This is a genomic window from Streptomyces sp. NPDC030165 (genome assembly GCF_055573595.1).
In genome coordinates, this window is the sequence record NZ_JBVIBD010000004.1 from 226655 (window position 1) to 245520 (window position 18866).

An 18866-nucleotide genomic window follows, 5' to 3' on the forward strand; every position below is an offset into this window, starting at 1 on the left:
GCTGTCCACGGCCGGGTGAACCGTGTTCCGCGCGACCCGTGCCGGGCCGCGCGTTGACGGTCCGGTCGAACTTTCGACCGAGAGGGCGCCCGCGTGGGACCGTGACGAACGGTCCGCGGGCCTCGTTCTGCGAGCACCCGTCCGAACCGGCGTCAACCGAGGAGGAACTGTGCCAACCGTCCCGAACACCATCGGTGCCTGGGCCCGCCGTCGCGTGGGCGGCGAGATCACCGAGGTCCGCGACGTCTCGTGGCGGCGGACCGGATCGCGGGTGTGGGAGCTGACGCGCGCGGACGCGGCCCGGTTCTTCCTCAAGGTGGCGCCGACGCCGGACCGCTACACGCGCGAGACGCACGCGTACCGCCACGCCGTCCCCGCCCTCGGCCACGCGCACGCGCCGGTCCTCGTCGACAGCGATCCGGGCCGGCTCGCGCTGCTGCTCACCGCGGCTCCGGGGTGCGGCGCGTCCGCCACCGCACTGGGCCGTGCCGACCGTACGGAGCTGTACCGGCAGGCGGGCGGCCTGCTGCGCCGTCTGCACGGCGCGTGCCGCGCGGTGGGTCCGGCGGGCGGCGCGGACCAGTGGGCCGCCGGCCGGTACGCCGCCGCCGAGGAGCAGGTGGCGCAACTGTCGGCCGCGGGCGCGCTCGACGCGGCGGAGCGGCGGTTCGTCCTCGACCGCGCCGCGGTGCTGCACCTGCTCCCGCCGCTGCCCGCCGGCTTCCTGCACGGCGATGTCGGCGAGCACCACTTCCTGTGGGACGCGGCGGGCCGTCGCCTGGCGCTCGCCGGTTTCGCGCAGGCACGGCTGGGGTGCGCGGCGGAGGACCTGGTGCGGGTGGCGTACGGCGCGTGGCTGCGAGACCCGGCCCTGCGCGCCGCCTTCCTGCGCGGTTACGGACGGGAGCTGACGGACGCCGAGCGGTACGCGCTGCCGGCGCTCGCCGCGCTGGACGCCGCGGAGGCGTGGGCGCGCGGCGTGCGGACGGACGACGGGGAAGCCGTCGGGCGGGCCCGGGGGGTGGTGGGTGCGCTGATGGACGGTGTCGGCTTGCGGGTATGAGTGGTGACACCGATCTCACCGACGCCGACGCCGACGAACTCACCTACGCCGACGCCACCGACCTCGCCGCCCGCATCCGCCGCCGGGAACTCTCCTCCCGCGAGGTCGTCAGCGCCCACCTGGACCGCGTCGACCGCGTCAATCCGCACGTGAACGCCATCGTCAGCCTCGACCCCGAGGGCGCGACGGCGGCTGCCGCGGCCGCCGACGAGCACCTGGCGCGCGGCGGCCGGCCGGGGCCCCTGCACGGCCTGCCCATCGCGTTCAAGGACACGCACCTCACCCGCGGTATGCGCACCACGCAGGGCTCGCCCCTGTACGCGGAGAACGTCCCCGACGAGGACGAACTGCTCGTCCAGCGCATCCAGGCCGCCGGGGCGGTCCGGATCGGCAAGACGAACGTGCCGGAGTTCGGTGCGGGTTCGCACACGTTCAACCCGGTGTTCGGCGTGACCCGCAATCCGTACGGCCTCGGCCGCTCGGCGGGCGGCAGCAGCGGTGGCGCGGCGGCCGCGCTGGCGGCGGGGATGCAGCCGCTCGCGGACGGGTCCGACATGGGCGGTTCGCTGCGCAATCCCGCTTCTTTCTGCAACGTCGTCGGGTTGCGGCCGACGCCCGGCCGGGTGCCGTCGTACCCGGCGCGGAACCTGTGGGACACGCTGACCGTGCCCGGCCCGATGGCCCGTACGGTCGCCGACGCCGCGCTGCTGCTCTCGGTCATGGCGGGGCCCGATCCGCGCTGTCCGGTCAGCCTGGAGACGCCGGGGGAGCCGTTCCGTGAGCCGCTGGAGCGGGACATCGCCGGGCTGCGCGTGGCGTGGACACCTGATCTGGGCGGCCGGGTGCCGGTCGACTCCGAAGTGCGGGACGTGCTGGAGCCGCAGGTGGCGGTGTTCCGGGAGCTGGGCTGCCGGGTCGAGGAGGACTGTCCGGACCTGGACGGCGCCGAGGATGTCTTCCGGGTGCTGCGGGCCCACCATTTCGAGCTGGCGCTCGGCGCGGTGCTCGACGCGTCCCGTGACGCCCTGAAGCCGAGTCTGGTGTGGAACATCGAGGAGGGGCGCCGTCTGACCGGTTCCGATCTGGCCCGTGCGACGGCCGGGCGCGCGCGGCTGCATCTGCGTGCCGTCGAGTTCTTCAGCCGTCACGACGTGCTGCTGGCGCCGGTCTCCCAGGTCGCGCCGTTCGACGCGGCGGCGGAGTACCCGGGCCTGGTCGACGGGCAGCCGCAGCGCACGTACATCGATTGGATGCGTTCGGCCTACTTCGTGTCCGTACTGGGCGCGCCGGCCCTGTCCGTACCGGCGGGCTTCACCCCGGACGGCCTTCCGGTGGGCCTCCAGATCGTCGGTCCGCCGCGCGCGGGCCTGGACGTCCTGCGGGTGGGTGCCGCGTACGAAGCGGCCACGGGGCACGGCCGGCGCCATCCGGACATCCTTGGCGTGAACAGCACCTGAGACCGGCACCGCGGACCGCGGCGGTCGCCCCTCGTCCTTAGAATCGCACCCATGAGCGAGGGGGAGAGTGTGGAGCAACTCGGCAGCCGGGTGGCCCGCATCGCGGTGTCCGTGGTGTGTGCCGTTCTGGTGGCGGGGCTGGCCCTGTTGGTGGCCTGGTGGATGGAGTGGTGGAACCCCGGCTTCGCCTGGCTGTCGACGAAACTGGCCGTCAAGGCCGCCGTCGCCGGGCCGATCGCGCTGGTGGCGCTGCTCGCCTGGCTGCGGAAGTGCCGTTGAGGCGCGGGCCGTTCGCGTCGGCCTGAGGCGGCCTCACCCCGGCTCGTACGTCTTCGCCCACGCCGTGGTGAAGGGGAAGGTGACCCGGTGGGGCACCGCGTTGCCGTGGACCGGGTGGGGTTCCGGGGTGAGGGCCGAGTAGGCGTGGACGGTGGCGCAGTAGAAGCGCTTGGGGGAGTCGCCCTGGAATTCGGCGGGCCGGCGGGCCTTGTGGGCGCGGACGGCCGGGTCCGGGTAGCGGCGGGCGTAGAAGACCGCGAGGGCCGCCGGCAGGTCGGCCGGGGTGAGGGCGTGGGCGGTGCCCTCGCCGTAGAGGGCCTGTGCTTCGGCGTCGGGGACCTGGGTGTCGAAGACCAGGAGGGAGACGGCGGGGTTGGCGGCGATGTTGCGGGAGTGCTGCGCGTCCGACGCGGACCACCAGAAGAAGTGGTCCGCGTCGTCCCAGGCGTAGGTGACGGGGACGGCCCAGGGGGTGCCGTCGCGGTCGGCGGTCGCGAGGGTGAGGTAGCGGTTGGTGTGCAGGAGGCGGGCCGCCTCGGTGCGTAAGTCGGGGCTGGTGGCCATGGTCAGGAGCCTTCCTGGGGGAGGGCGGGGGCGGGTGCCGGGGCGGCGCGGAGGCCGGGTGCGGTGCGGCGGCGGGCGATGAGCCAGTACGCGACGGTGGGGATGAGCAGGCCCACGGCCCAGGAGAGGTCTATCCCGTCGAGCGCCGTGGCGACCGGGCCGGTGTAGGCCGAGGTGTGCATGAAGGGGATCTCCAGCGCGAAGCTGACGGCGTAGACCAGGACGGCCGGGCCGTTGACGCGTCCGTACACGCCGCCGCCCGGTGCGAAGAAGGACGGTACGTGGTAGTGGCCGCGCCGGATCAGGTAGTAGTCGACGAGGTTGATGGCGGTCCACGGGATCAGGACGTACTGGAGGATCGCCAGGAAGTCGGTGTACGAGGCGAGGAAGGTGTCCTGGAAGGCCAGGGCGAGGGTCAGGCCGAGGGCGAGCGGGCCCGCGATCAGCGCCGTACGGGTCAGGCGGCCCGGCAGCCAGCTGTGCCGGAAGGTCTGGGCGGCGGTGACCAGGCACAGTGAAGTGCCGTACAGGTTCATCGAGTTGACGTGGACGACGATGACGGCGAAGGAGCACAGGACGACGGCGGACAGGGTGCCGCCGAGGACGGTGTCCAGCCCGGCGATCGCGTCGTCGGCCACCGCGAGGCCCATCACGATGCCGAGGAACATCGGCAGCACGCTGCCCAGGACGCTGCCCCAGTAGGTGAACCACAGGGTGGAGCGGCGGGACGCGGCGTGTGCGGGCATGTAGCGGGTGTAGTCCGAGACGTACGGGGCGTAGGTGATCTGGAGCAGGATGCCGATCGCGGTCATGCCGACGAAGCCGGAGAGGGTGAAGCCGGTGGCGTTCGTGGCGCGTTCGAGTACGCCGGGGGCCATGAACACCCGTACGGCGCACAGGGCGAGCAGCGCGAGGGTGAGGACGGTGGCCCAGCGGCCGACGCGGTGGATCAGGCGGTACCCGACGACCGCGACGACCAGCCCGGCCAGCGCGCACAGCACCAGCCAGCCGGAGGTGTCCACGGCGGGCACCGACCGGTTCAGTGCCTGTCCGGCGATGACCAGGTTGGACGCGAACCAGCCCGCGTACATGAAGACGACGACGAGGGTGACGAGCAGCGAGCCGTGGCTGCCGAACTGGCCGCGGCTCTGGATCATCTGGGGGACGCCGAGCCGGGGGCCCTGGGCCGCGTGCAGGGCCATCAGGAAGCCGCCTAGGAGGTTGCCCAGGAGGACCGCGGCGATGCCGGGCCACAGGCCGAGACCGAAGACGAGCGGGGCGATGGTGCCGGAGACGATGGTCAGCGGGCTGATGTTGGCGGCGAACCAGACGGCGAACAGGTCGCGGGGGCGGCCGTGCCGTTCGGTCTCCGGTACGGCGTCGATGGTGCGGCCCTCGACGAGGTGGTGTTCCGGGCCGCCGGGCGCGGCGCGGGTGCCGGTTCCGGCGGTGCCGGCGGTCCCGGGGGAGTCGGACGGGCGGGGGGTTTCGGCGCCGGACGGACCGGTGCCGGAGGCGGGGTGCTGCATGGACGGGGCCCCTTTCAGGGGAGGAGAACCCGGCTGGGAAGAGCGAACCCGATCGACGGCCCCCAGGGCCGGTCCGCCGCGCCCACTGCGGTGTACATGCCCGTTTCGCCCGCTCCCGCCGCGCCGCGGGCAGACCCGGTCAGCGGGGGCCGCGGGGCCGGTCAGGGCCGGGTCGGCAGCCGACGCGGGGGTGCGGGTGGGGCGGGCCGTGCCCGCGTACGGGCGCGGCCGTGACCGTTTCCGCCCGGTCATGAACCTCCCATGTCCGGCCCTGAACGCTCATGACCGTACGCCGTCGTGGGCATGGAGGAGATCCCAGGCCAGCAGCCCGGCACCGATCCGGCCCGCCCGTTCCCCCAGTTGGGCGAAGACGAGATCGGGCAGGGCCTGGAAGGCGGCGCGCTCTTCGAGGCCGCGCCGCAGTGGCCCGCGCAGCTGCTCGCCCGCCTGGCTGAGACCGCCGCCCAGCACCAGGACGGCCGGGTCGAAGAGGGTGATCGCCGTCAGCAGCGTGTGCGCCATCGCGTCGGCCGCCTCCTCCCACACCCGTACGGCCGCCGGGTCGCCGGCCGCCGCGCGCTTCGCCACCTCCTCGGCGCCGGAGACCGGAGGCAGCGTGCCGCACCGCTCGTTGTAGCGGCGGGCCACGGCGACGCCGCCCGCGATGGTGTCCAGGCAGCCGCGCTGGCCGCACGGGCACGGGTCGCCGTCCGGCCGGGTGACGACGTGCCCGACCTCCGCCGAGCGCCAGTGGCTGCCCGGGAACGGCTTCCCGTCCAGCAGCAGCGCGCCGCCGACCCCCGTACCGACGGGTACGAACAGGACGACCCGGTGCCCGCGCCCGGCGCCCAGGCGCGCTTCGGCGAGGCCACCGGACCGTACGTCGTGCCCGAGGGCGACCGGCAGGCCCAGGTGCTCGGACGCCAGCCGCCGCAGTGGCAGGTCGCGCCACTGGATGGAGGCGGAGAACACCACGCTGCCCGCGTCCTCGTCCACCAGCCCGCACGAGGCGATGCCCACCGCGCGCACGTCCTCACCCGCGGCGCGGGCCACGGCCAGGGTTTCGGCGGCGTGGCCGAGGACGGTGCGCAGGACGGCGTCGGGACCGTCCCCGGGGCGGGTCGGGCAGCGGCTCTCGTGCCGGACCGTGCCGTCAGGGGCGACCAGCGCGGACTTGACGAGGGTGCCGCCGATGTCGAGGCCGAGGGTGAGCCCGCCGGGGCCCTCGGGCCCGCCACCGGGTCCGCCGGCCGCCCGGCCGGGGCCGGGCGTGGTGAGGATCGAGCCGGGCAGGGTCAGTACGGCGTCGGCCGCCCCCGCCTGTCGGCGGGCGCTCCGGTCCGGGTCCGTCATGGTTCCTCCGATCGCGGCCGGCCTCAGTGGTCCTGGGGCCGCGGTGCGCGTACGCCCCGCGGGCCCATGGTCTCCAAGTGACGCCGGATGCGGTCGTACTGCCGGACACCCGTGTCGACCGCGAGGTGCGCGCCGTACAGGGCGGCCCGTACCTCCCGGGGGGTGAGGCGGGGGCGCTGGGCGCGCAGTCCGTCGCACAGTTCCCGGCTGTGGCGGGGGTCGATGCGGGTGTGGGCGGTGTAGTAGACGCGTATGTCGTCGTCGTGGATACCCACCCGCGTCATTCCCTCCAGGAGGAGGGTGAAGTGCGGTTCGACCCAGCTCTCGAAGACGAGGAAGCAGCCGTACGCGGCCTGGACGCGCGCCGGGCGCAGCAGCAGCGCGGCGAAGAGGTTGGAGGTCGGCTTGGCGAACCAGGGGTGGCCGCGGCGGTAGCGGGCCAGCGCTTCCCACCCGGCGGGGGAGCCGAGCTGGCGGCGCAGCCAGTACGTGTGGAAGTTCTCCAGGCGGCCGCGGCCGCACTCGTCCCACAGGTTGGCGGCGGCGACGGCCTTCTGCTGTCCCTGGAGGCCGACGACGAGCAGGGCGACCTCGTCGTCCACGACTTCGTTGCGGATCAGTTCGCAGCGCAGGAAGTACTCGATCTGCTCGCGGGTGGCGTCGGCGGCGAGGAAGCGGAAGAGGGGGTGGCAGGCGCCGGGGTTGCCGGCGGCCAGCGCCTCCAGGTGGTCGGCGGCGGCTTCCTGGCTCCGGAGGTCCGGTACGGGCGCGGGGGCGCAGCCGTACGTCAGGAACTCGTGCTCCAGCCGGGTGCGCGCCGCGTACAGCGCGATCTCCAGGTCGTCGTCGGGGGCGTGCGCGGCCGGGCCGTCGCGGTAGCCGAAGGAGTGGGCGTAGAGGGTGGCCAGGTGGTCGTGGAGGAAGCGGCCGTGGGCCTCGGGGTCGGTGCGCAGCCGGGCGAGCAGCGCGGCCTGGGCGGGCGGGGGCGCGGCCAGGAAGCGGACGAGGGCGGGGTCCAGGGAGTCGAAGGGGTGGACGGGCGGCCAGTACAGGTCCTGGAGGCCGTCGGCGCTGTCCGGCACGGTGGGGGCCGGGGCGGCGTTCACGGCGGGCGGGTTCATTCAACGCACCTCCTCTGGGGCGGCCTTCGTGGTGCCGGGAGCGGCGCCGGGCGGCAGGGGGCGGCCGGTCGCGGCGGCGCCGAAGTGCTCGGTGACCCAGGCGTCGTCGTACACGCTGTCCAGGTAGCGGTCCCCGAGGTCGGCGGAGAGCGCCACCACGCGGGCGCCCGGCCGGATGCCGGACCGCAGCCGCAGGACGGCGCTGAGCACGGAGCCGGTGGAGCCGCCGACGGCCAGGCCGTGGGAGCGGGCGAGGCGGCGGCACATCCGTACGGCGTCCCGTTCGGGGACGCGGACCACCCGGTGCACATCGCGCGGCCGGCAGATCTCCGGCACCCGGCTGGTGCCCAGGCCGGGGATGCGGCGGGTGCCGGGCGGGCCGCCGAAGGTCACCGAGCCCTCGGCGTCCACGGCGACGACCCGCGTACGGGGCGAGTGGCGGCGGAAGTACGCGGCGCAGCCCATGACGGTGCCGGTGGTGCCGGCGCCGACGAAGAGGTGGTCCACGGTGCGGATCTCGCGCAGTACGGCGGCGGCGGTGCGCGCCGCGTGCACGGCCGGGTTGGCGGGGTTGGCGTACTGGTTGAGCCAGGTCAGCGACGGGTCGAGGTCCAGGGCGCTGCGGATCAGGGCGATCCGGCTGCCGAGGTAGCCGCCGTTGCGGTCGGGGGTGTCCACGACGCACACGTGGGCGCCGAAGGCGCGCATCAGCGCGATGCTCTGCCGCGGGGCGTGCGGGTCGGTGACACAGGTGAAGGTGTAGCCCTTGGCCGCGCAGACGGCGCTCAGGGCGATGCCGAGGTTGCCGGAGGAGGACTCGATCAGGGAGCCGCCGGGGCGCAGCAGGCCGCGGCGTTCGGCGTCCTCGACCAGGCCGGTGGCGGTCTTGAGCTTGACCGATCCGGCCGGGTTGAGCCCTTCCAGCTTGAGGAACAGTTCGGCGTGCGGCAGCAGGCCGTCCAGGCGCAGGAAGACGTCCTCGGTGATCAGTTCGTAGGCGTGGTCGGCGATCATGGGTCCGCGGTCCCTCCGTCCCCGGAGCCGCCCCGCGCCGCCTCGGAGGCGTGGGAGGCGTCGGCCGCGCGGCCCCCGTACGCGTACGTCTCCGCCGGTACTCCCGCCACCCCCGGTGCGATCCGCAGCGCGTTGGCGGCGATCGTCAGTGCCGGGTTGACCGCCGCCGAGGACGGGAACCAGGAGCTGTCCGCGACCCACAGGTTGTCCAGCTCGTGGGCCTTGCACCCCGGGTCGACGACGCTGGCCGCCGGGTCGCCTCCGGCCACCGCGGTGCCGCACTGGTGCGAGTTGACCGCGATGCCCATCCGTCGCGTACGGATCAGGGGGAAGCCCGCGCGGCGCATCATCTGCGTGGCACGGCGCGTCAGTTCGCGGTGTGGCGGCAGGTTCACCGGCCGCCAGTGCACCTCGACGCTGCCTCCGGGGCCGATGGTCACCCGGTTCTCCGGTACCGGCAGGTCCTCGCTGGTGAGGTACAGGTCGATGCTGCGGCGGGTGGCGGCGGCGAGCAGCGGGCGCGGTGTACGGGGCCACAGGCCGCCCGCCGACGGGGGACGCAGTTTGCCCAGGGCCTGGATGTTGCCGAGGGGGCCGTGCGAGCCGCTGGCCAGGTACCAGTCGTTGACGCCCAGCGTCTTCTGGAACACCGCGTCGCTGACGTGGCGCGGATCGACCGCCATGAGGAAGGTGCTGTTGTGCACCATGTAGTTGCGGCCTGCCTGTCCGGAGCCGTTCGCCAGGCCGCTGTTCCGCACCGGTCCCGTACGTGACCGACCGGGCTCCGAACGCAGCAGCAGCGCCGCGGTGTTGACCGCGCCGCAGGCCAGCACGAACCGGTCCGCGCGGATGCGCAGCTCCCGTCCCTCGTACTGGGCCAGCGCCTCGGTCACCCGCCGCCCGGACGCCCCGGTCACCAGCCGGGTGACCGTGGCCCGGGTGAGCAGCGAGACGTTTCCCGAGGCCAGCGCGGGCCGCAGCGCGCACACGTCGGCGTCGCTCTTGGCCTCGACCAGGCAGGGGAAGCCGTCGCAGCTCGCGCAGCGCAGGCACGTCCCGCCCTCGCGCAGGTCGATGCCGGTGGGCAGCGCGAACGGTGTCAGGCCCTGGTCGCGCAGCGACTCGGCCAGCGTGGCGACCGTGGGCTCGTGGGGCACGGCCGGCCAGGGATAGTCACCGGAGCGCCACGGGTCGGTCGGGTCGGCGGAGCGGGCACCGTGCACCCGGTAGAGGCGTTCGGCCCGCGCGTAGTGCGGTTCGAGGACGCCGTACGGGAACGGCCAGGCGCGCGAGATGCCGTCCGCGTGCTCCAGCGGCCCGAAGTCGGCCTCGCGGAAGCGCGGCAGGGTGGCGCCGAAGACCTTGGTGTTGCCGCCGACGTAGTAGTGCACGCCGGGGGAGAAGAACCGGCCCGTCCCGGCGTCGTACCAGGGCTCGGCGTTGCGGTAGCGCCCGGCGGTGAAGACGGCGGGCGCCGACCAGTTCTGCCACTCCCGCGGCAGGAAGCCGCCGCGCTCCACGACCAGGACGCGCGCGCCGGTGCCGCGCAGCGCGTACGCCAGGGTCGCGCCGCCCATGCCGGAGCCGAGGACGGCGATGTCGCAGTCGAGGACGGCCCCGGTGGGATGGAGCAGGCCGCGCGGGCGTTCCGCGGGCCCGCCGCGCGCGCTGTCAGGGTGTGGTGTCGCTGTCACAGTGCCTCCTCGGAAGGACCTGGGGGGCTGAGGAGAGGTGGCGGGCGGCAATCTCGTGCGCGAACGCCATGACCGTGCCCTGCGGGCTGAGCCCGGACGGCCCCGGCAGTACCGAGGCGTCGCACAGCCGGAGATTGGTGAAACCGTACGGGCGCCCGTCCTGGTCGCACACCCCGCCGAGCGCGGGCCGCCCCATCGGACAGGACGCCATGGCGTGGACGGACACCAGGTCCCAGCCGCGCGGGTCGGAGCGGGCCGCGCACTCCTGCGCCGCGCGGCCCGTACGCAGCGGTGGCGCGCCGGGGCACGGCGGGTACAGCGCCACGGCCCCTGCCCGGAAGAGCACCTGCGCGGCCCGGACGAGGGCGAAGCGCAGGAGGTCGTGGTCGTACGCGGTCATGCGGTGGCGCAACAGGCGCTGTTCGCAAGGGAGTTGGCGTACGGCGATTCGCCCGCTCATCCGTACCTGCACCGTGTGCACAGCGACCCTGTCCAGGTCCGCGAGCAGCGCGTTCACCACGGCAGGCCCGTGCCCGGCGAGTGCTGCCGCCAGCGAGCCCGGCGTGAGGTTGGCGGGCATCACGTACACGCCCAGGTCCTCGAACTCCCGCAGCTGCGCCGTGAAGATCGTGCCCTGACCGGCGTGCACCGGGTCGGCGAAGCGGGCCACCAGGCGGAAGTTCACGTGGAAGCCCATGGCCCGTCCTGCGGTACGGCGGTGGATGCCGCTGCGCTGGAGGAGCAGGGCGCTGCCGACGGCCCCGGCGGCGAGGAAGACCGTACGGGCCCGGTAGTCGATGCGGGTCCGGCCGTCCGGCCCGCCGAGGGCCGTCACGCCGTGCACGGTGCGGCCGTCGTGCCGCAGCAGCACGGCCCGCGTGCCCGGCTCGATGTGCGCGCCGTACCGCTCGGCCTCCGGCAGGTAGCTGACGGCCATGCTGCGTTTGGCGCCGCTGGGGCATCCGGTGGGGCAGCGGTTGCGGTGCCGGCAGCCGGGCGCGGCCCTCCGGGCGGCGGCCCAGCGCCAGCCCAGGGCGTCGGCCGCGCCCGCCAGCAGCCGGGAGTCCGCGTTGCCGTCGCCGTGCGGCTGCTCAGCGACGCCGAGCCGCTCGGACACCGTACGGACGTGCTCCGCCAGCCGGCCGGCACGGTAATCGGTGGTGCCCATCACCCGCGCCCAGCGCTCCAGCAGCGCGTCCGGCGGTGCCCACAGCAGCCCGCCGTTGACGACCGTGCTGCCGCCCACGCAGCAGCCCTCGCCGTACGGGATGACCGGGCTGCCGAAGACCGGGGTGAGCCCGGCGTCGCGGTAGAGGCGGCGCAGGTTGGCGGCGGGCGCCGCGGCGGCGATCTCGGCGGTGGTCGTCCGGGTCCCTTCCTCCAGGACGACGGTACGGTGACCGGCCCGCGCCAGCTCCAGCGCGGCGACCGCGCCGCCGGCGCCGGAGCCGATGACCAGGGCGTCGCAGGAGACGGTGCGGGCGGGGCGGTGACGGCCGGGCAGGTGCCCGGTGAGGTGTGCGGTCACGTTTCCGGTGACGGGGGAGGCCAGGTGTCCGGTCATGTGTCCGGCTCACCGTCCAGGCCGCCGTACAGGGCGAGGGAATCGGTGACGGAGAGGAAGCGGCCGAAGCCGGGGAGCCGCGCGAGCCGGTCGTACCCGGCGCTGGGTACGGGCCTCCCCGACAACGCGAAGCCGACGGTTCGCAGGGCGACTTCGGCGCCGATCCGATACGGCGTCGACAGCCGCTCCAGCGATCCGCTGACATGCGCGGCAGCGCGCGCTCGGGCCACCGGCTCGGCGAGAGCCGGGTAGCGGGCCGACCACGCCCGGGGCAGTCCGCTCGCGCGCAGAGCCCGCGCCAGCCGGCTGCCGTCGCCCGCGTGCGCGCCCCTCACGGTGCCACCGCCTGCCGCCCGGCCTCCTTGCCGCGTACGGGCACATGCTGCGCCAGTACGTCCTTGGCGAAGCGGGCCAGCAGCCGTGCGGCCCCCTGCTCCAGCACCGAGTCCAGCGCCTGGAGGAACACCTCGACCTCGGTCTCCCCGGCGACCAGCGGCGGCGAGGCGATGAGCGGCAGGCCGTGGTTGGAGCCGTAGTAGGCCAGGACGCCGAAGTCGCGGTAAAGGGACGCGATGACGGCGGCGGTGACCAGCTTGCGGCGGGCCCGCGGGTCCCGGGCGAAGGTGTTGGGCACCAGGCGCAGCAGCCGGTCCAGTGCGGGGATGCCGTCGTTGAGGAACAGGCCGTGCAGAGCGCCCCGGCCGTACGTGCCGGCCACCAGGGAGGGGTGCCGGGCGGCGAGGTCGGCGAGGCCGCCGCCCAGCCGCTCACCGATCCGTACGGCGCGCGCCGGGTAATCGTCCTCGACGGCGATGGCGACGGCTTCCAGCGCGGTCGCGGTCTCCTCGCCGAAGCCGTAATAGGTGGTGCTGTGCAGTGTCGCGTCGGCGAGGTTGTCGTACGCGGCGCGGAAGACCGGCTCGCGCGTGATGTAGCCGGAGATGGACGCCTTGCCGCCGCCGAAGGACTTCGAGGTGGCCAGGACGTCCGGCACCAGGCCGGGGTGGCGCATGAAGTGGAAGAGCGTCCCGGTGCGTCCCCAGCCGGTGTACACCTCGTCGAAGACCAGCAGGATGTCCCGTTCCGTGCACAGCCGCCGCACCTCGTACAGGAACTCCGCCGAGCACTCACGCACACTCGACGCGCTGAACGGCTCCAGCACCACCGCGTACACGTCGCTGCCGCCGTCCCCGGTGCGGTGCCGTTCCAGGGCGAGGGCGAAGGACTCCAGGTCGTCGTAGGCGAAGTGGTCGGTGCCGGGCAGGCCGGGGTAGGGGAAGCCGACCTCGGGGGAGGCGGTCAGGCTGCCCGCGCCGAGGAGCTTGCCGTGGAAGGAGATGTCGCTGTGCAGCACCGTGCCGCGGTGCCCCCGGTGGTACTTGTACGCGAGCTTCACCGCGCCTTCGACGGCCTCCGCACCGGAGTTGGGGAAGTAGCTGATGGCCAGGTCGCCGGGGAGCAGCCAGGCCAGGTTGTGGCTGAGCGCTGCCACGTACGGCGAGAGGAAGTTCTTGTGCACCTCCATGGTGCGCCGCTCGGCGAAGCGGCGGCGCGCGGCGAGCAGCCGGGGGTGGTTGTGCCCATGGTTGAGTACGCCGATCCCGCCCGTGAAGTCCAGGATGCGCCGACCGTCGCGCAAGGTGATCCAGCAGCCCTCGGCATGATCGACCAGGTCCTGGCCGAAACCGAAGGAGCCGAGCAGCGAGACCTGGGCGCGGCTGACGTACTGCCGGTACAGGTCGTGCACCTGGCGGGCGGGCATCCGCTCGCAGTCGTCGATGCTGAACAGGGGGCGTCCGGACTGCTGCGCCTGCCGGTCCCAGGGGTCAGTCATGGTCGGCTCCGATCCGTACGGCGGCGTGGTGAGGGGCGGTGCGTCCCGTACGGCGCTCCGCCGTACGGACCCGGTCGGCGATCAGCCGTCCGGCGCGCTGCCCGCCGCGCAGCGCGTAGTTGGTGCCCCGGTCCTCGGGGAAGACCTGGGCCATTCCGGCGAGGTAGAGGCCGGGTACGGCGTTCTCGACGCCGGGTACGGTCCGCGAGTAGTGCCGGGTGATGACCGGCTGCGCGTACGGCGCGCGCCAGACGTGGTGGGCCCGCACCCACTCCGCGCGGAAGGCCGGGAACATCCGCCGCAGGTGCGGGAGGCTGTACCGGAAGACCTCGGCATCGCTCATCCGATAGAGCGGGGCGTCCGCCGGCAGGTAGGTGGAGAGGTAGACCAGGTGCCGGCCGCCGTAGTGTTCCGGGGCGTCGAGGTTGGTGTGCTCGATGACGCCGACATACGGGAAGTGCGGGTCGGTGACGTTGAGCCAGTACGTGTCGGACAGCGGCCGGTCGTTCTCCAGCACCAGACAGAGGTTGGCCAGGTACGGGATCGCCGCGAGACGGCGCCGCAGGGCCGGGGCGGCGGGGTGCGTGGACCGGGTGAGCAGGGTGGCGGCGGGCCCGGGAGCGCAGGTCACCAGCGCGCACGGTGCGCCGATGACCTCACCGCCGCACCGGACGCCGCGTACCCCGTCCGGCCCGGTCAGCACCTCCGACACCGGGCTGCCGGTCCGTACCCGTACGCCCAGTTCGGCCAGCCGGGGCAGCCAGGCATCCAGTAGCGCGCCGCAGCCCCCGCGCAGGTAGTGCAGCACCTCGCGGCCCGACCGGCTGCGGCTGCCGCCCCGCAGATGCAGCTTGGTCCACATCCAGGTGGCGCCGACCTCGGGCGCGTACGGGCCGAACTTGCCCTCCAGCAGCGGCCGCCACACCCGGTCGTACACCCGCCGCCCGCCCAGCCCGACCAGCCACTCCTCGGCGGTCAGCGCCTCCAGCTCGCGCCAGTGCCGGACCCGGCCCGCGCGCAGCACCGACCGGCCCAGGCGCAGCCGGTCGGCCGGGGGCAGCGGCGCGAAGCGCAGCACGTCGAGCGGGGTGGAGAGGCGGTGGATGCCGCCCGCGTAGTAGAAGCCGGTGCGGCCGTGGTGGCGCTGCACGAGGTCGGCGCGGCCGAGGGCGGCGCAGAGCCGGAAGATGTCCGTGTCGGAGGCGAACCAGTGGTGGTAGAAGCGCTCCAGCTGCCGGCCGCCGACGGTGAACGTGCCCGCGAGGCCGCCGACGTGGTCGTCCGCCTCCAGGACCAGGCAGCGCAGTCCGGCGCGGCCGAGTTCGTGCGCGGCGGCCAGGCCGGTGAACCCGGCGCCGACGACGATCACGTCCCGGTCCGGGCCGGGGGAACGGCTCCCGCGTACGGCCCGCTCGCCGTTGACGGCTGTCACCACGCGCTCCCCGCCGTCCACGCCTCCCGCGGCCCGGCCAGGCCCGCGGCCGTCAGTTCCGCCGGCGCCGGGGCCCCGGCCGCCCACCGCTGGAGGACGACGTACGGCGGCCGGCCGCGTACCTCGCGGTGGATCAGCAGCAGATACTCGCCCAGCATCCCGAGCAGCACCGCCTCGCAGCCGAACGTCCACGCGGCCAGCGGCAGCGGGCGGCGCAGCGCGGCCGACGCCACGGCCGTACCGCCGAGCCAGGCCAGGCCGACGGCGGCGGGCACCCGGGCCGGGGCCGAGGAACAGGCGAGCAGGCCGCGCCGGGACAGGCCCGCCATCTTGCGCAGCGTGTACTTGGTCCGCCCGGCCGGACGGGGCAGCCGCCCGTACTCCAGGCTCGTCTCGGGGAAGCCCGCCCAGCACACCGAGCCCCGCAGGTACAGCTCGCTCTCCGGGAGCAGCGTGAGGGTGCGGACGACCTCACGGTCCAGCAGCCGGAAGTCCCCGGTGTCCAGGTTCACCGGATGGTCGGCGACCGCGGCCAGCAGCCGGTAGAAGACGTGCGCGGTGGCGGTCTTGAAGCGGCTCTCGCCCTGCCGGGCGGTGCGCCGCGCGGAGACCACCGGCCAGCCCGCGCGCCAGCGTTCGACCATGTCGGCGATGAGGCCGGGCGGGTCCTGGAGGTCCGCGTCGATGGTCACCACCGCGTCGCCGGCCGCCTCGCGCAGGCCCGCCAGGACGGCCGGCTGGTGCCCGAAGTTGCGGGTCAGCCGCACCAGCCGGACGCACGCGTCGCCCGCGGCGAGCGCCGTGAGCCGGTCCCACGTCCCGTCCCGGCTGCCGTCGTCCACGTACACCACCTCGTGCTCGCACCCCGGCAGGCCGCGCAGTACGGCGCTGAGCCGGCGGTGCGTCTCCCCGATGACGGCCGCCTCGTCGAAGCACGGCACCACGACGCTGACCAGGGGCCTGGCGGCCACGGCGGTGAGCTGCACGGGCGTTCGGGTCGCTGGCATGACGGTCCTTAGGTCGAGGGTGGTCGGGGTCGGGTGGGGCGGGCCACGGGGCGGGCCGGTCAGCCGAGTACTTCGCCGGCCGCCTCGCAAAACCGCTCGGCGACCTCGGCGACTTCCTCCGTACCGCTGAAGACGTTCACCCCGAAGTCGGCGCCCAGATAGGTGTCGGAGGTCCCGACGGTCAGCGCCAGCGACCGGCTCAGCACGTCGTCGGTACGGGGCAGCGCGCCCGCCCGCCAGCCGTCGCGCCGCCAGGTTTCGGCGGGCGGACGGAAGGGGCAGGAGGAGCCGTCCGGGGCGGCCAGCGAGGCCAGTTCGGGGATGCCGCCGTAGTAGTGCTTGGGCGAGTGCAGCAGCGTCTTGGTGCCCAGCCGCTTCGCGACGGCCTCGGCGTCCGCCCGCTCGTCGAAGATGTGGACCAGCACGGTCGCGCAGTCGCCCGCCGCGTCGTGCAGGGCCCGGCGGGCCAGCCCGTCCCGTACGGGAATCTGCTCCAGCAGCCCGTCCCGCAGCTCCCGGGTGCGGGCCAGCACGGCGTCCAGCCGGGCGAGCTGGGCGCGCGCCACGGCCGCCGTCAGCTCCGTCATCCGCAGGTTGAGGCCCCACAGCCGGTCGCCGGGCCCGTCCTCGCGGCGGTACGGGAACCAGCCGTGGTCGTGGAAGCCGTACGCCCGCTGGAAGAGCCGCTCGTCGGCGGTGAGCAGGAAACCGCCGTCCCCGCCGGTGATCACCTTGAACATGTTGAGCGAGAAGGCCCCCGCCTGCCCGAACGTGCCCAGCGCCTGCCCCCGGTACGTACCGCCGCACGCCTGCGCCGCATCCTCCAGCACCAGCAGCCCGTGCTCGTCCGCGATCCCCCGCAGCGCCGCCATGTCACAGGCCGCACCGAGCATGTGCACCGGCATCAGCGCCTTCGTGCGCGGCGTGATCCGCTGCCGTACGTCGTCGGGGTCGAGGGTGAGCGAGGCGTCCACCTCCGCCAGCACCGGCGTCGCGCCGCTGTACGTGACGGCGGCGAGGCACGCGCCGTACATGTACCCGGGCACGATGATCTCGTCCCCGGGCCCGATGCCCAGCGCCGCGAGGCCCGCCTGCAGCGCGGACGTACCGCTGTTGACGGACAGGCAGAACGGGCTGCCCAGGCGGTGCGCCGCGGCCTGCTCGAACAGCCGGGTCTGCGTGAGGTCGCCCAGCGGATAGGAGTGCGCGGCGGTCGTACGCGACCAGGTGTCCAGCACCTGCTGGACGTTCTCGCGCTCCTCGTCACCGAAGAAGGCATAACCGGGACCGGGCATGGGGGACTCCTAGGAGAACGGTGGTGGGTGGAATGGCCGGTGGCGTCCGCACACCGCACGCCACCGAAGCCGTACGGGCCGGCGGACGCCCGCGCATCGGAATCGGCCTGCGGCGGGCCTCAGAAGGCCATCGGACAGAACGGCGCCGGATCGTGGCGGAAGGCGGCGGAGGCGGCACGCAGTGCACCGGGCCGCAGCTCCGAGACCCGGCCCGCGAGCGCCAGCTGCACCAGCGAACCGCCGCCGAGCAGCACCGCGCCGACGTCACGGGCGTCCAGCGCGAGATCGGCCGCGGCACCCGTCCGCACGCACTCGGCGCCGCCGCCCGCCTGCGCGGTGAGCCGCCAACGCCCGGCGTTCCAGGGGCACATCACATCCCGCACCTCCAGCACCACATCCACCGGTGCGCTGTACGTACGGGCGGTGAGAGCACGGTCCAGGTCCACGGCACGGGCGTACAGCTGGTCGCGCACGGTCGGCGCGGCGCTGCGCGGATCGTCGAGCAGCGCCAGCAGCGGGTCGTCGACCGGGCGGGCCGCCGCGCTGACGGTCCCGACCAGGTCGGTGTCGAGCAGCGACCGCCACACGAAGGCGTACGCGGCCGGGTCGCGCGCGAACACCTCCCGTACGGACAGGGCGTAACGCGGCCGGGACCGCTCCCACGCAGGCCGCATCCGGTACAGCGCGTACCCCCGCGCCTCGCCGCCGGGCCCCGACGCCACCATGCACAGCAGCCGCCCCGCACCGTGCCGCCCCTCCGGCTCGTCCTCGACGGCCCGGCGCTGCCAGGCGGCATCCCGGCGCAGCAGCCCAGGCCGCTGGCACAGACAGGCCCGGTAGACCTCCGCGACAACAGTGTCCGCGTCCTCAGGCGACACCACATCCATCGTGAACCCAGTGGCACCCACCTCCCCAGTGAACGCCCGCGCCTCAGGCGGCACGGACACCTCGACGGCCTGCGACGCCACCCCGAACCCGAACCGCCCGTAAATCCCCGGCTCGGTCGAGTGCAGGACCACGACCGGCTCGGCCCGCTCCTCGTGCAGCGCGGTGAGCGCACGCCGGAGCAGCTCCCGCATCAGCCCGCGGCGCCGGTGCGGCGGCGCGACCGCCACATACCCGATACCGGCCACCGGGGACGGGCCGCCCGGCAGCGTCATCTCCAGCCCGTAGCCGGCGAGGGTGGCGCACGGGCGCCCGCCGTAACAGGCCACCAGCGAGCGCTTGGGTTCGAAGAGCGCGCCGACCACGGCACTGTGGGCCGGGGAGTGCGGATGACCGCCGTACGCGAGATCGATCACCGCACCGAATTCCGCCCATTCCGCGGCGGCACGGAATGCGTATCCCGCGGCCGGTCCGCTGACCGCCCGCACCGGCTCCTGCCGCGCTCCTGCAACCCCCACTTTCCCCACATCCTTCTCCAAAGCCTGTCATCGGCCTCGTGCCCGGGAAGGGGTGCGGCGAGCGCGGCGCTGAAAGGTCGTCGGCGTTCGACGCAGAGGCCGTATCGGCTGCTCCGGTACGGCGGTGTACGCCGTGGAACCGGAGAGATGGTGATCGCGAGGCCCGGATCGCGAATTCCTCATGCGTCGATCGTGCCGGGGCCGCCGGAAAAGGCTGGGTCCCAGGTTTGTGAGGCGGCCGGAAGCTGTCAACCCTC

At 74.3% G+C, this 18866-nt stretch carries 16 protein-coding genes; 3 read left to right on the forward strand and 13 right to left on the reverse strand.

Going from position 1 to position 18866, the window contains the following annotated elements; genetic code table 11:
- Window positions 1-169: 169 nt before the first annotated feature.
- The 3 genes from ACZ4Z1_RS09950 to ACZ4Z1_RS09960 are packed head-to-tail and all read left to right on the forward strand — an operon-like array spanning window position 170 to window position 2799.
- Window positions 170-1063 (forward strand): aminoglycoside phosphotransferase family protein, encoded by an 894-nt coding sequence (locus ACZ4Z1_RS09950; RefSeq protein ID WP_468486078.1) that lies wholly within the window; start codon window positions 170-172, stop codon window positions 1061-1063.
- On the forward strand, window positions 1060-2520 hold the full coding sequence (locus tag ACZ4Z1_RS09955) for an amidase (RefSeq protein ID WP_468486079.1): 1461 nt from the start codon (window positions 1060-1062) through the stop codon (window positions 2518-2520). The genes ACZ4Z1_RS09950 and ACZ4Z1_RS09955 overlap by 4 nt, the downstream gene beginning before the upstream one ends.
- A gap of 51 nt (window positions 2521-2571) precedes the next feature.
- Window positions 2572-2799, forward strand: coding sequence for a hypothetical protein (locus ACZ4Z1_RS09960; protein ID WP_468486080.1), 228 nt, complete (start codon window positions 2572-2574; stop codon window positions 2797-2799).
- Window positions 2800-2832: 33 nt separating this feature from the next.
- On the opposite strand, the gene ACZ4Z1_RS09965 is transcribed toward ACZ4Z1_RS09960, so the two are convergent.
- From ACZ4Z1_RS09965 to ACZ4Z1_RS10025, 13 genes are all read right to left on the reverse strand, one after another.
- Complete coding sequence (locus ACZ4Z1_RS09965; RefSeq protein ID WP_468486081.1) at window positions 2833-3363, reverse strand: pyridoxamine 5'-phosphate oxidase family protein; 531 nt, start codon at window positions 3361-3363, stop codon at window positions 2833-2835.
- Window positions 3364-3365: 2 nt separating this feature from the next.
- Window positions 3366-4892 (reverse strand): purine-cytosine permease family protein, encoded by a 1527-nt coding sequence (locus ACZ4Z1_RS09970; RefSeq protein ID WP_468486082.1) that lies wholly within the window; start codon window positions 4890-4892, stop codon window positions 3366-3368.
- A 279-nt stretch (window positions 4893-5171) separates the two neighbouring features.
- Window positions 5172-6245 (reverse strand): ROK family protein, encoded by a 1074-nt coding sequence (locus tag ACZ4Z1_RS09975; RefSeq protein WP_468486083.1) that lies wholly within the window; start codon window positions 6243-6245, stop codon window positions 5172-5174.
- 23 nt (window positions 6246-6268) lie between these two features.
- A complete protein-coding gene (locus ACZ4Z1_RS09980) occupies window positions 6269-7366 on the reverse strand; it encodes an iron-containing redox enzyme family protein (RefSeq protein ID WP_468486084.1) in 1098 nt (365 codons plus the stop codon).
- Window positions 7367-8380 carry a 2,3-diaminopropionate biosynthesis protein SbnA gene (sbnA, locus tag ACZ4Z1_RS09985; RefSeq protein WP_468486085.1) on the reverse strand — a complete coding sequence of 338 codons (1014 nt, stop codon included), beginning with the start codon at window positions 8378-8380 and terminating at the stop codon, window positions 7367-7369.
- On the reverse strand, window positions 8377-10074 hold the full coding sequence (locus ACZ4Z1_RS09990; RefSeq protein WP_468486086.1) for a GMC oxidoreductase: 1698 nt from the start codon (window positions 10072-10074) through the stop codon (window positions 8377-8379). Before ACZ4Z1_RS09990 ends, sbnA begins: the two co-directional genes overlap by 4 nt.
- Window positions 10052-11638: a GMC family oxidoreductase N-terminal domain-containing protein gene (locus ACZ4Z1_RS09995; protein WP_468486087.1), complete on the reverse strand. Its 1587-nt coding sequence runs from the start codon at window positions 11636-11638 to the stop codon at window positions 10052-10054. The genes ACZ4Z1_RS09990 and ACZ4Z1_RS09995 overlap by 23 nt, the downstream gene beginning before the upstream one ends.
- On the reverse strand, window positions 11635-11973 hold the full coding sequence (locus ACZ4Z1_RS10000) for a hypothetical protein (protein WP_468486088.1): 339 nt from the start codon (window positions 11971-11973) through the stop codon (window positions 11635-11637). The genes ACZ4Z1_RS09995 and ACZ4Z1_RS10000 overlap by 4 nt, the downstream gene beginning before the upstream one ends.
- A complete protein-coding gene (locus tag ACZ4Z1_RS10005) occupies window positions 11970-13400 on the reverse strand; it encodes an aspartate aminotransferase family protein (RefSeq protein WP_468486307.1) in 1431 nt (476 codons plus the stop codon). Before ACZ4Z1_RS10005 ends, ACZ4Z1_RS10000 begins: the two co-directional genes overlap by 4 nt.
- Before the next feature lie 64 nt (window positions 13401-13464).
- Complete coding sequence (locus tag ACZ4Z1_RS10010) at window positions 13465-14904, reverse strand: NAD(P)/FAD-dependent oxidoreductase (RefSeq protein WP_468486089.1); 1440 nt, start codon at window positions 14902-14904, stop codon at window positions 13465-13467.
- Window positions 14901-15911: a glycosyltransferase family 2 protein gene (locus ACZ4Z1_RS10015; protein ID WP_468486090.1), complete on the reverse strand. Its 1011-nt coding sequence runs from the start codon at window positions 15909-15911 to the stop codon at window positions 14901-14903. The genes ACZ4Z1_RS10010 and ACZ4Z1_RS10015 overlap by 4 nt, the downstream gene beginning before the upstream one ends.
- Before the next feature lie 59 nt (window positions 15912-15970).
- On the reverse strand, window positions 15971-17206 hold the full coding sequence (locus ACZ4Z1_RS10020; protein ID WP_468486091.1) for a DegT/DnrJ/EryC1/StrS family aminotransferase: 1236 nt from the start codon (window positions 17204-17206) through the stop codon (window positions 15971-15973).
- 119 nt (window positions 17207-17325) lie between these two features.
- Window positions 17326-18609: a GNAT family N-acetyltransferase gene (locus tag ACZ4Z1_RS10025; protein WP_468486092.1), complete on the reverse strand. Its 1284-nt coding sequence runs from the start codon at window positions 18607-18609 to the stop codon at window positions 17326-17328.
- Between the last annotated feature and the right edge of the window lie 257 nt (window positions 18610-18866).